This is a genomic window from Ramlibacter sp. bp-362 (genome assembly GCF_054956735.1).
Genome location: NZ_JBUDXE010000008.1, coordinates 169,464 through 181,587, shown reverse-complemented (window position 1 = coordinate 181,587; position 12,124 = coordinate 169,464). Strand labels below are relative to the sequence as shown.

12 protein-coding genes are annotated in these 12,124 nt (G+C 69.5%); 5 read left to right on the top strand and 7 right to left on the bottom strand.

The window, feature by feature from the left end; all coding sequences use genetic code 11:
• Positions 1–66: 66 nt before the first annotated feature.
• The 4 genes from ACY0MJ_RS13625 to ACY0MJ_RS13610 all read left to right on the top strand — a co-directional run bounded on the left by ACY0MJ_RS13625 (position 67) and on the right by ACY0MJ_RS13610 (position 3,398).
• The gene (locus tag ACY0MJ_RS13625) at positions 67–1,083 is read left to right on the top strand and encodes a TRAP transporter substrate-binding protein (RefSeq protein WP_462639012.1); all 1,017 of its coding nucleotides are present in this window, start codon (positions 67–69) and stop codon (positions 1,081–1,083) included.
• A gap of 64 nt (positions 1,084–1,147) precedes the next feature.
• On the top strand, positions 1,148–1,669 hold the full coding sequence (locus tag ACY0MJ_RS13620; RefSeq protein WP_462639011.1) for a TRAP transporter small permease: 522 nt from the start codon (positions 1,148–1,150) through the stop codon (positions 1,667–1,669).
• A gap of 5 nt (positions 1,670–1,674) precedes the next feature.
• Entirely contained in the window at positions 1,675–2,973 is a 1,299-nt protein-coding gene (locus tag ACY0MJ_RS13615; RefSeq protein WP_462639010.1) for a TRAP transporter large permease, read from the top strand.
• Positions 2,974–2,978: 5 nt separating this feature from the next.
• A complete protein-coding gene (locus ACY0MJ_RS13610) occupies positions 2,979–3,398 on the top strand; it encodes an acyl-CoA thioesterase (protein ID WP_462639009.1) in 420 nt (139 codons plus the stop codon).
• 592 nt (positions 3,399–3,990) lie between these two features.
• Here ACY0MJ_RS13610 and ACY0MJ_RS13605 read toward each other — a convergent pair.
• From ACY0MJ_RS13605 to ACY0MJ_RS13590, 4 genes are all read right to left on the bottom strand, one after another.
• On the bottom strand, positions 3,991–4,587 hold the full coding sequence (locus ACY0MJ_RS13605) for a cysteine hydrolase family protein (RefSeq protein ID WP_462639008.1): 597 nt from the start codon (positions 4,585–4,587) through the stop codon (positions 3,991–3,993).
• Positions 4,588–4,654: 67 nt separating this feature from the next.
• Positions 4,655–5,611 (bottom strand): tripartite tricarboxylate transporter substrate binding protein, encoded by a 957-nt coding sequence (locus ACY0MJ_RS13600; protein WP_462639007.1) that lies wholly within the window; start codon positions 5,609–5,611, stop codon positions 4,655–4,657.
• Positions 5,612–5,657: 46 nt separating this feature from the next.
• Positions 5,658–6,728 carry a tartrate dehydrogenase gene (locus ACY0MJ_RS13595; protein WP_462639006.1) on the bottom strand — a complete coding sequence of 357 codons (1,071 nt, stop codon included), beginning with the start codon at positions 6,726–6,728 and terminating at the stop codon, positions 5,658–5,660.
• A 100-nt stretch (positions 6,729–6,828) separates the two neighbouring features.
• On the bottom strand, positions 6,829–7,971 hold the full coding sequence (locus ACY0MJ_RS13590; protein WP_462639005.1) for a hypothetical protein: 1,143 nt from the start codon (positions 7,969–7,971) through the stop codon (positions 6,829–6,831).
• Positions 7,972–8,067: 96 nt separating this feature from the next.
• Here ACY0MJ_RS13590 and ACY0MJ_RS13585 point away from each other — a divergent pair, with 96 nt between their 5' ends.
• Complete coding sequence (locus ACY0MJ_RS13585) at positions 8,068–8,973, top strand: LysR family transcriptional regulator (protein ID WP_462639004.1); 906 nt, start codon at positions 8,068–8,070, stop codon at positions 8,971–8,973.
• A gap of 140 nt (positions 8,974–9,113) precedes the next feature.
• On the opposite strand, the gene ACY0MJ_RS13580 is transcribed toward ACY0MJ_RS13585, so the two are convergent.
• Genes ACY0MJ_RS13580 through ACY0MJ_RS13570 form a run of 3 tightly spaced genes read right to left on the bottom strand, consistent with a single transcriptional unit; the run spans position 9,114 to position 12,086 of the window.
• On the bottom strand, positions 9,114–10,430 hold the full coding sequence (locus ACY0MJ_RS13580; RefSeq protein ID WP_462639003.1) for a glycerate kinase type-2 family protein: 1,317 nt from the start codon (positions 10,428–10,430) through the stop codon (positions 9,114–9,116).
• Positions 10,427–10,837 (bottom strand): TonB family protein, encoded by a 411-nt coding sequence (locus ACY0MJ_RS13575; protein ID WP_462639002.1) that lies wholly within the window; start codon positions 10,835–10,837, stop codon positions 10,427–10,429. Before ACY0MJ_RS13575 ends, ACY0MJ_RS13580 begins: the two co-directional genes overlap by 4 nt.
• Positions 10,838–10,880: 43 nt before the next feature.
• Entirely contained in the window at positions 10,881–12,086 is a 1,206-nt protein-coding gene (locus tag ACY0MJ_RS13570) for a urate hydroxylase PuuD (RefSeq protein WP_462639001.1), read from the bottom strand.
• Between the last annotated feature and the right edge of the window lie 38 nt (positions 12,087–12,124).

Sequence of the window (12,124 nt, the reverse complement as noted above, 5' to 3'; positions counted from 1 at the left end):
GAAAACCACGATGGGCGCGGTTTTCCCTTCGTTATACAAAGTAACGTTCTGACCCGAGGAGTAGACATGCGCATTCGATTCACCCTGGTGGCCGCGGCCGCCGCCCTGCTGCTCGCCGGCGCCGCGCAGGCGCAGGACAAGCCGGTGATGCTCAAGCTCTCGAGCTGGGTTCCGGCGCAGCACCCGCTCAACCCCAGCCTGCAGGCCTGGGCCGACGACATCAAGAAGGCCTCGGGCGGGACGATCACGGCGACGCTGTTCCCCAGCCAGCAGCTGGGCAAGGCCTTCGACCACTACGACATGGCGCGCGACGGCATCGCCGATTTCGCCTACGTGAACCCGGGCTACCAGCCGGGCCGCTTCCCCATCATGGCCGGCGCCTCGCTGCCCTTCCTGTTCGCCAACGCCAAGGGCGGCACCGCCGCCATCGACGCGTGGTACCGCCAGTACGCGGCGCAGGAGATGAAGGACGTGAAGTTCTGCTTCGCCTTCGTGCACGACCCGGGCACCTTCCACGCCCGCAAGAAGATCACGCTGCCCAGCGACATCAAGGGCATGAAGATCCGCCCGGCCACCAGCACGATCGGCCAGATGGTCACCGCGCTGGGCGGCACCAACGTGCAGGCCTCCGCGCCGGAATCGCGCGAGATGCTGGAGCGCGGCGTGGCCGACGCGATCACCTTCCCCTGGGGCTCGATCCCGCTGTTCGGCATCGACAAGGTGGTCAAGTACCACATGGACGTGCCGCTGTACGTCACGCCCTTCGTCTGGGTGATGAACAAGGACAAGTACGACAGCATGTCCACGGCGCAGAAGAAGGTCATCGACGACCACTGCACGACCGAGTGGGCCGAGAAGGTCGCCACCCCCTGGGCCGATTTCGAATACGGCGGCCACGCCAAGATGGCCGCGGCCGGCCACGAGATCTACAAGCTCACCCCCGAGCAGCTGAAGGCCTGGCGCGACGCCACCGCCCCCGGCGAGGCGCAGTGGGCCGAGAGCGTGAAGAAGGTCGGCCAGGACCCGAAGAAGGTGATGGATTCGCTGAAGGCGAACCTCGTGAAGTACAAGGCCGGCCTGTAACCGGCGCCGCACGCGGGCCGCGCCTGCCTCCCGGCAGGCCGGCCCTCTTTCTTTGCGGGACACCATGAAAAGAAACTTCGCCGACCGTTTCATCAACGGCATCGAGTGGCTGGCCGCGATCTTCGTGGGGCTGGTCGCCCTGAACATCTTCGTCAACGTGCTGCTGCGCAAGTTCTTCAGCACGTCCATCCCCGACTACTTCGACTTCGGCCGGATGCTGCTGGGCATCCTGATCTTCTGGGGCATCGCCGCCACCAGCTACCGCGGCGCCCACATCACGGTCGACCTCGTGTGGTCCTCGGTCGGGCCGCGCGCCAAGCGCTGGATCGACGTCTTCGCCACGCTGGTGCTGCTGTTCGTGGTGACCGTGCAGACGATCATGCTGTTCGACAAGGTGCGCCTGACCTACGTGGACCACGTGCTCACCTACGACCTGAACCTGCCCACCTGGCCCTTCTACGCCGTGGCCTGGGCCGGCGACATCTGCGCCGTGGTGCTGATCGCGGTGCGCACCTGGCGGCTCTGCTTCAACCCGGCCTCCCTGCACGACGAGCACTTCGACGCGCCCCTGCACCAGACCGAATAACAAGAATGAATACCGACCTGATCGCCGTCCTCGGCTTCCTGGCGCTGTTCGCGCTGATGCTGCTGCGCGTGCCCGTGGGCATGGCCATGGGCCTGGTGGGCATCACCGGCTACAGCTGGATCGCCGGCGCCGGCCCGGCGCTGAAGCTGGTGGGCCAGACCTCCATGCGCACCGTCACCGACTACACCTTCGGCGTGATCCCCATGTTCATGCTGATGGGCGCCTTCGTCTCGGTGTCGGGCGTGAGCCGCGAGCTGTTCAAGGCGGCCAACGCCATGATCGGCCACCTGCGCGGCGGCCTGGGCGTGGCCACCGTGCTCGCCTGCGGCGGCTTCGCCGCGATCTCCGGCTCCTCCGTCGCCACGGCCGCCACCTTCTCCGGCGTGGCCTATCCCGAGATGCGGCGCTTCGGCTATCCGCAGTCCTTCTCCACCGGCGTGATCGCCGCGGGCGGCACGCTGGGCGCGATGCTGCCGCCCTCTACCGTGCTGGCGGTGTACGCGATCCTGACGCAGCAGGACATCGGCAAGCTGTTCATGGCCGGCATCATCCCGGGCGCGATCGCGATGCTGCTGTACGTGACGACGGTGATGATCATCGTGCGCGTGCGGCCGGACTGGCTGCCGCGCGGCGAGGCCCGCTCCTGGGGCGAGCGGCTGGCGGAGCTGAAGAACGTGTGGTCGGCCCTGGTGCTGTTCATCTTCGTGATCGGCGGCCTGTACGGCGGCTTCTTCACGCCGACGGAGGCCGGCGGCGTGGGCGCGAGCGGCGCCTTCCTGCTGGGGCTGGTCCGGGGCAAGCTCGATCGCGCGAAGATCAAGGAGGCGCTGCTCGCCGCCACGCGCACCGCCGCGGCCGTGTTCACGGTGCTGATCGGCGCGCTGATGTTCGGCTACTTCCTCACCATCACGCAGGTGCCGCAGAAGCTGACCGACTATCTCGCCCACCTGGGCGTGGGGCCCTACGGCGTGCTGCTGCTGATCCTGCTGATGTACCTGGTGCTGGGCTGCCTGATGGACGCCATGGCGATGATCATCCTGACCGTGCCCATCATCTTCCCGGTGGTGACGCACATGGGCTTCGACCCGATCTGGTTCGGCATCATCATCGTGATGACGGTGGAACTGGGCCTGATCACCCCGCCCGTGGGAATGAACGTGTTCGTGATCAAGAGCGTGGTGCCGGAAGCGAGCTTCTCCACCATCTTCCGCGGGGTGTCGCCCTTCGTCGCCACCGACGTCCTGCGGCTCGCGATCCTGGTGAGCTTCCCCATCCTGGCGCTGTGGCTGCCGGGGAAAATGTGAGTCGCATGAGCAAGGAAATCGTCTACACGGTGCGCGTCGAGTTCGGCGACTGCGACCCGGCGCGCATCGTCTGGTTCCCCAACTTCTTCCGCTGGATCGATGCGGCGTCGCGCCACTTCTTCATCGAGTGCGGGGTGCCGCCCTGGCACGAGACCGAGCGGACGCTGGGCGTGATCGGCACGCCGCTGGTGGACACGCACGCGAAGTTCCTCAAGACCGCGAGCTACGGCGACACGCTGGCCATCCACACCAGCATCGCCGAATGGCGCGGCAAGAGCTTCGTGCAGCGCTACCGCGTGCTGCGCGGCGAAGACGTCATCATGGAATGCGACGAGGTCCGCATCTTCGCCGGGCGCAAGGACGGGGACACGCCGGGGATCCGGGCGTTGGCGATCCCGGAGGAGATCAGGAAGCTCTGTTCCTGAATCGGGTTTTCTCCCTCTCCCCCTGGGAGAGGGCCGGGGTGAGGGCCAACTGCCTCGGCCGACCACCACCCTCACCCCAACCCTCTCCCGCGAGCGGGAGAGGGAGCAAGACTCCAACAGTTGTCATTGCGGGCTTGACCCGCACTCCAGGGTGGAGTGGTCGCACGCATGCATGGATCCCGTCCCGGTCTTGATCCGGGGCAAGCCCGGGATGTTCTGTCTTGCAGGTCGATCGGCTCGGTCCGTCGCGCCAGGCGGCGGGCGGTGCGGGCCCGCATGAAGGGGTGGCGCCTGGGAGGCTGGTCCCGGCGTCGCAGCGCGGCTACGAGAGCGCGTCAGCGCGTATCGAGCCGCGCGTACGTGATCTGACTCGCGCCATTTGTTCGAACGGAGAGTTTGGCCGCGCGCGGCCAAACTCGCAGTGAGTCATGGCGCGGGCGACGCCGGGACCAGCCTCCCAGGTCTGCCGGCGCTTGCGCCGGACGCCGCCCCAGCGGGCCCGCGCCGCCCGCCGCCTGGCGCGACGCTGCGCGGCACTGCCTGCTGGAAGACCTGGATCCCGGCTTTCGCCGGGATGACAAGGTCGAGGGCTTCAACGAACTGGCTTCTGGCCTGCGCGGGGATGACGCGCCTTCGCCCGCGACGACCGCACGTCGCACTTCAGCACCGTGCGCATGTACTCCAGGCTCGCCGCCTTCGCCTTGGGCGTTTCCGCCGCCGTGCAGTCCGAGGGCACCCACACGCCCTCGTAGCCGCGCAGGAAGGCGTCGGCGGCCGTCATCTGGACGCACATGTCGGTGGCGAGCCCCGCGAGGATCAGCTCCTTCGCGCCCATCTCGTGCAGCAGCAGCTCCAGCGGCGAGCAGTAGAAGGCCGAGTGGCGCGGCTTCAGCAGCGTGAGATCGGTGGCGCGGGGGCACAGCAGCCGCGCGATCTCGCCGCTGGTGTCGTCGCGGGCGACGCATTCGTTCACCAGGCTGTGGAAGTCCGACTGCCAGACGCCGTAGTTGTCGTTGGCGTAGATCACCGCCACCTTCTCGCGATCGAGCCGTTCGCGCAGGCGCACCACGGCGCGCGCCGCCTGCAGCGCGGGCTGCGCGAGCTTCTCCGCCCCCGGGAAGTTCAGGGGGTTGATGTAGTCGATGAGGACGAGGACGCGCGGACTGCGCGGAACCTTCGCGGGGACCATGGCGCACCAATGAAAAACGGCGCCCATGGTAGGGCGCCGTCCGGCCAGGCCGTGTAGGAAGCGGGCTTTACTTCTTGCCCAGGTTCAGCAGGCTCGCGCCTTCGGTATAGAGCTTCACCTTTTCGGCCATGAAGGCATCCATCTCCTCGACGCCGACGTTCACCAGCTCGAAGCCGCTCTTGAAGGCCAGCGCCTTCATCTCGGGGTCGTTGTTCAGGGCGCGCCACAGGTCGGACAGGCGCTTCTTCTCGGCCGCCGGGGTGCCCTTCGGCACGCCGATGCCGCGGTAGGCGCCGTCGACCCAGTCGACGCCGAGTTCCTTGAAGGTCGGGACGTCGGGCATCAGCGGATGGCGCTTCTCCATCGCCACGGCCAGCGGGCGGATGCGGCCCTTGTTGTTGATGGCGAACGAGGCGTAGGTCATGGCGCCGTCGACCTGGCCGCCCAGCACGTTGGTCGACATGTCGCCGGTGCCCTTGAACGGCACGTAGATGGTCTTCACGCCGAAGGCCTTGTTCATGCGCTCGTGCGCGGCGTGGTTGGCGGAGTTGGAACCCGAGCCGCCCAGGCTGAGCGTGCCGGGCTTGGCCTTGGCCGCCTTGATGAAGTCGGCGAAGTTCTTGATCGGGCTCTTCTCGTTCACCACCAGGATGTCGGGCGTGTAGTGGTACCAGAACACCGGCGTGACGTCCTGCGTCTTGTACTGCACCTGGCCTTCGATCGGCTGGAACACGATGTGCGGCAGGTTGATGCCCACCACGGTGGTGCCGTCGGCCGGCAGCTGGTTCATCTGCGTCCACATCAGCGCGCCGCCGGCACCGGCCTTGTACTGGATGATGGTCTCGATGTCCGGGCACTTCTTCTTCAGCACCGCCTGCTGGTGGCGCGCCGACAGGTCGGACTCGCCGCCGGGCGGGAAGGCCTGCCAGTACTGGATGTTCTTCTCGGGGCAGCTCACCGATTGGGCGAGCGCGGCGGGCGCGGCCAGCGCGAGGGCCAGTGCGGAAAAAAGAATGCGTTTCATCAAGTCTCCTTTTGTGGACTGCAAAGTCTTCGTTTGTGGCACGGAATCAGCGGTTCTTCAACCGGGCAATCACGGCGGCCGTCACTTCGGCGGTCTTCGCGCTGCCCCCGAGGTCGCCCGTGTGCAGCTTCGGGTCGGCCGTGATCGCCTCGATCGCCTGCATCAGGCGCGCGGCGGCTTCGCGCTCGCCCAGGTGCTCCAGCAGCATCACGCAGCTCCAGAAGGTGCCGACCGGGTTGGCCAGGCCCTTGCCCATGATGTCGAAGGCGGAGCCGTGGATCGGCTCGAACATGCTGGGATAGCGGCGCTCGGGATCGATGTTGCCGGTGGGCGCGATCCCCAGGCTGCCGGCCAGCGCCGCCGCGAGGTCGCTCAGGATGTCGGCGTGCAGGTTGGTGGCCACCAGCGTGTCGAGGGAGGCGGGGCGGTTGACCATGCGCGCGGTGCACGCGTCCACCAGTTCCTTGTCCCACCTGACGTCGGGGAACTCCTTGCTCACGGCGAGCGCGACCTCGTCCCACATCACCATGCCGTGGCGCTGCGCGTTCGACTTGGTGACGACGGTGAGCAGCTTGCGCGGGCGCGACTGCGCGAGGCGGAACGCGAAGCGCATGATGCGCTCGACGCCGGCGCGGGTGAGAATGCTCATGTCGGTGGCCACCTCGATCGGGTGGCCCTGGTGGGCGCGGCCGCCGACGCCGGCGTATTCGCCCTCCGAGTTCTCGCGCACGATCACCCAGTCGAGGTCCTTCGGCGTGCAGCGCTTCAGCGGCGCGTCGATGCCGGGCAGGATGCGCGTCGGTCGCACGTTCGCGTACTGGTCGAAGCCCTGGCAGATCTTCAGGCGCAGGCCCCACAGCGTGACGTGGTCGGGGATGTGCGGGTCGCCGGCGGAGCCGAAGAGGATGGCGTCCATGCCGCGCAGCGCGTCGAGGCCGTCGTCCGGCATCATCTTGCCGTGGGCGCGGTACCAGTCGCCGCCCCAGCCGAAGCTGGTGAATTCGAAAGCGAAGCCTGCGCCCGAGGCGGCCAGCGCCTGCAGCACTTCCTGTCCCGCGGGGATCACTTCCTTGCCGATGCCGTCGCCGGGAATGCAGGCGACCTTGTACGTCTTCATGGGATTCCTTTCCAGCGCGCACTGTAGGCGCTGCGCGCCGGAACGAACGCGCCGGATCTCATCCCATTGTTAACCCGCGCGGCAAGAATGCCGCGGGCGCTCAGAGCGCCTTGTTGAGGTCGATGTCCAGGCCGGCCTTCTTCATCTCGCGGGCGAGCACCAGGCGCCAGACGCCGGCGTCGTCGACCGTGTGATGGGCGAGCCCCGGCAGCGGGCTCGCGCCCGCGCCCTGCTGCAGCACGCAGATGCGCTCGCGGCCGAGCACGGCGAGCAGGAAACCGAGTTCGAGCTGGCGCTCGGGCTGCAGGACGAGCGCGTAGGTCGCCCCGCGCAGGGCTTCCAGGGCGTCGAAGGGGGAAGCGCCGGCTTGCGGTGCTTTCGCCGCGATGGCTTGCAGGCCCAGCTGCGCCACGAAGCCGGCGACGGCCTGGCCGAAGGCGTCGTCGCGCGCCAGGAGGGCGATGCGCGGCGCGGCGCCGGCGGCTGCAGGCGTGGAGGCCGCGGGCGTGGCCGGTGCAGGGGCCGGCTTGGCCGGCGCGGGCGTCGGCGCCGGGGTGGGCTTGGGCGTCGGAGCCGGTGTGGGCGCCGGGGTGGGCTTGGGCGTCGGAGCCGGGGTCGGTGCCGGCGTGGGCTTGGGCGTCGGAGCCGGGGTCGGCGCCGGCGTCGGAGCCGGCGTCGGTGCCGGCGTGGGCTTCGGCGTCGGAGCCGGCGTCGGCGCGGGACTCGGTGCAGGCGTGGGTGCAGGTGTCGGTGCAGGCGTTGGTGCGGGTGTCGGTGCCGGCGTCGGTGCAGGCGTCGGTGCGGGCGTCGGTGCAGGCGTCGGTGCTGGCGTCGGTGCTGGCGTCGGTGCGGGCGTCGCCGCCGGCGGATTCGCGAGCGCCTCCAGCCGTTCGCCGAGGATCGTGCTGATCGCGCCCAGGCGCATCGTCGCCTGGCCGATCGCCTTGCGGATCTCGGTGTGGAACTCCTCCGTCGTGTAGCGGTCGCCGAAGGTGGAGTCCAGCGCCGCGTCGAGCGGGCCGATCGCGTGCTGCTTGTACAGGGCGGAGCCCGTGCCGAACGCCTCGCCCACGAGCTTGTTGACGTTCTTCTGCACGTTCTCGAGGCGGACGTCCCAGCGGTCCTGGATGCCGGACACGTCGAAGCCGCGCAGTTCCTTGATGCGCCTGGCGATGCGCTCCTGCACCGCCTCGATCTCGGCCCGGTCCTGCGCCCCGCCCGGGGCCGGCTTTCCGTTCGACATGCCACTCCTCCTGCAGCGGGGACTTTACCAGCGGCCCGCCGCGAGCCGGCCCGGCGCGGCCGGGCAGAATGCGTCCATTCCCATCCGCGCCACACCATGGCCCACGCCGCCGCTTCCCAGGAAATGCAGTTCTTCAGCGTGCTGATGCGCTGCGGCAGCCTGGCCGCGGCCGCGCGCGAACTGCAGGTCAGCCCGCCCGCCGTGAGCAAGCGGCTGGCGGCGCTGGAGGAGCGCCTGGGCGTTACCCTGCTCCATCGCACCACGCGGCGGCTGGCGCTCACGCACGAGGGCGAGACCTACCTCGCCAACGCCCGCCGCATCCTGGGCGAGATCGAGGCCCTGGAGCGCGAGCTGCAGGGCGCGCGCTCGGAGCCGAGCGGGCTGCTGCGGGTGAACGCCACGCTCGGCTTCGGGCGCATGCACGTCGCGCCGGCGATCGCGAGCTTCGCCCGCACGCACCCCAAGGTGGAAGTGCAGCTGCAGCTCTCGGTGAACCCGCCGCCGCTGACCGACGACGCCTTCGACGTCTGCGTGCGCTTCGGCGAGCCGCCGGATGCGCGGGTGGTCGCGCGGCTGCTCGCGCCCAACCGGCGCCTGCTGTGCGCGGCGCCCGCCTACCTGCAGCGCCACGGCACGCCGCGCACGCCGCATGAACTGGGGGCGCACAACCTGATCGCGATCCGCCAGGGCGACGAGGCCTACGGGCTGCTGCGCCTGCGCTCCGGCAAGCGGGTGGAAAGCGTGCGCGTGCGCGGCAACCTGAGCACCAACGACGGCGAGATCGCCGTCAACTGGGCGCTCGCCGGCCACGGCATCGTGCTGCGGGCGGAATGGGACGTGGCGCGCTATTTGCGAAGCGGGCGCCTGCGGCAGGTGCTGGAGAACTGGCAGGCGCCGCCGGCGGACATCCACGCGGTGTACCCGGTGCGCCACCAGGCGACCGCGCGGGTGCGGGCGTTCGTCGACCATCTGGCCGCGCATTTCGCGAAGCAGGTGTTGTAGGGACAGCCGGACGCAAAAGTCGCAAAGGTTGCGCAAAAATCGCAAAAGAACAGCCTTTGAAGAAGAAAATCCTTCAAGGTTTTTTTCGCGACTTTTGCGCGACCTTTGCGACTTTTGCGTCCGGTATTCCGCTTTCTGTTTTAAAGCACCAGGATCGCCCGGAAGTCGTTCACGTTCGTATGCGTCGGCCCGGTGACCACCAGGTCGCCCAGCGCCTGGAAATACCCGTACGCATCGTTGCGGGCGAGATACCCGTCCACCTTCATCCCCTGCGCCGCCGCCCGCGCCAGCGTGTCCGGCGCGACGAACGCGCCCGCGTTGTCCTCCACGCCGTCGATGCCGTCGGTGTCCGCCGCCAGCGCCCACACGTTCGCCTGCCCCTGCAGCGCCTGCGCCAGCCCCAGGCAGAACTCCCCCGCCCGCCCGCCGCGCCCGCGCGGCGTGCCTTCGGGTTGCGGACGCACGGTGACGGTCGTCTCGCCGCCGGACAGGATCACGCACGGCCGGCGGAACGGCTGGCCGCGCAGCGCGACCGCCCGCGCCAGCGCCGCGTGCACCTTGCCCACCTCGCGCGACTCGCCTTCCATCTCGTCGCTGAGGATGTGCGCCTCCAGCCCGATCGCGCGCGCCGCCGCCGCGGCCGCCTCCAGCGACTGCTGCGGCGTCGCGATCATGTGCACGGCGTGGCCCCGGAACACGGCGTCGCCGGGCTTCGGCGTCTCCAGCGCGCCCTGCTCCAGCAGGCTCATGATGGCGCCGGGCACCTCGATGCGGTAGCGCTGCAGGATCGCGACGGCGTCGGCGCAGCTGGTCGCGTCGGGCACCGTTGGGCCGCTGGCGATCACCGAGGGGTCGTCGCCCGGCACGTCGCTGATCGTGAGCGTCACCACCTGCGCGGGCGCGCACGCGGCGGCGAGCCGGCCGCCCTTGATGCGCGAGAGGTGCTTGCGCACGCAGTTCATCTCGGTGATGTTCGCGCCGGAGTTCAGCAGGTCGCGGTTGATGCGCTGCTTCTCCGCCAGCGTGAGGCCTTCGGCCGGCAGCGTCAGCAGCGCGGAGCCGCCGCCGGAGATGAGGCACAGCACCAGGTCGTCGGCCGTGAGCCCCTTGGTGAGCGCGAGGATGCGTTCGGCCGCCTGCAGCCCCGCGGCATCGGGCACCGGGTGCGCCGCTTCCACCACCTCGATGCGCTCGGGGAGGCCCGCCGGGCGCGGCGGCGTGTGGTGGTAGCGCGTGACGACCAGGCCCGAGAGCGGCGCATCCTGAGGCCACAGCGCCTCCACGGCCTGCGCCATCGCACCGCCCGCCTTGCCGGCGCCCAGCACCAGCGTGCGGCCGCGCGGCGGCTTCGGCAGGAACGCGGCGGTGTTGTGCAGCGGCAGCGCGCGGTGCACGGCAGCGCGGTACAGGTGTTCCAGGAAGGCGCGGGGCTGCGCCCGCGGATCGGGTGGGTTCATCGCGCGCTCCCCGGCACGCCGACGTTCACGACGCCGCGCGGCAGGTATTCGTCGCCGCCCACGAGTTCGTAGGCGAACACGACGGTCGCCTGCCGCTCGGCCGCCGCGGGCGGGAAGCGGCAGAAGCGCACGCCGTCGAGCGCGGCGGCATCGAGGAAGGGGCTGCCGCTGGAGGTCGCCACGGCCGCCGTGCGGACCGCGCCGGCGGGATCGACGGCCACGCGCAGGAAGACGTCGCCGCGCTGCTGGTTTTCCAGCGCGTGGAAGGGATACTGCTGCGGGCCGCAGCGCGGCGCCGCCTGCGAGCTGTTGTCCAGCCCCACGGGGCCGATCACGATCGGGTAGGTGTTGCAGCCGGCGAGCAGCGCGGCCGCGGCCAGGGCGGTCAGGAGCGAGGAGCGGGACATCGTGGGGCAGGAGGAAACGGAAGCCCCGAGTATCGCCGCCCGCTCAGTCCACCCTGGCGCCGGCCTCGAACCAGCGGCCGATCAGGGCGCGTTCGCCGTCGGTGATGTGCGTGGCGTTGTTGAGCGGCATCGTCTTGGCCACCACCGCCTGCTGGTACACGGCCTGCGCGTGCTGCTTCAGGCCCTGGGGCGAATCGAGGCGCACGTTCTTCATCTGCACCTCGGCGCCGTGGCACTGGTAGCACCGCTGCTCGAGCACCGGCCGCACGGCCGCGTAATCGGCGGGAGCGGCCGCGGCCTGGACACCGGCGTCCGCCGCCTGCTGCGGCGCGAGCCACACCAGCGTCGCCGCGATCACGGCCACGCCCACGAGCGCGTAGCCGGCGGGATGGCGGTTGCGTCCCAGCTTCCAGCCGTGGCGCATCACGAAGAACTGCCGGATGGCCGCGCCGGCGAACATCATCAGGATCAGCACCAGCCAGTTCAGCTTGTGCGTGTAGAGGAAGCTGTAGTGGTTGGACAGCATCGCGAACAGCACCGGCAGCGTGAAGTAGGTGTTGTGCACGCTGCGCTGCTTGCCGCGCTGGCCGTGGATCGGGTCGACGGGCTGGCCCGCCGCGATGGACTGCACCACCTTCTTCTGGCCGGGGATGATCCAGAAGAACACGTTGGCGCTCATGGCCGTGGCGATCATCGCGCCGACCAGCAGGAAGGCCGCGCGGCCCGCGAACCAGTGGCAGGCGAGCCAGGCGGCCACGCACACCAGCACGAGCACCAGCGCGCCGACGATCGCGTCGCCGTTCTTCCGGTGGCCGAAGAACTGGCAGATGGCGTCGTACAGCATCCAGAAGACGACCAGGAAGGACAGCGCGATGCCGATCGCGGCGCCCGGCGTCCAGTGCATCAGCGATGCGTCGATCAGGTAGGTGCTGGCGTTCCAGAGGTAGGAGACCGTGAAGAGCGCGAAGCCCGACATCCACGTCGAATACGCCTCCCAGTAGAACCAGTGCAGGTGCGGCGGCAGCTGCGGCGGCGCCACCGCGTACTTCACCGGGTGGTAGAAGCCGCCGCCGTGCACGGCCCACAGTTCACCGGTCACGCCCTCGGCGCGCAGCTTCGGGTCGGCCGCGGGCGTGAGGCTGCTGTCGAGGAAGACGAAGTAGAAGGAGGAGCCGATCCAGGCGATCGCCGTGATCACGTGCAGCCAGCGCAGCAGCAGGTTGGCCCAGTCGAGAAGATAGCTTTCCATGGCTGTCCATCGGAGGACCTGCTCACCACCGCGGGCGC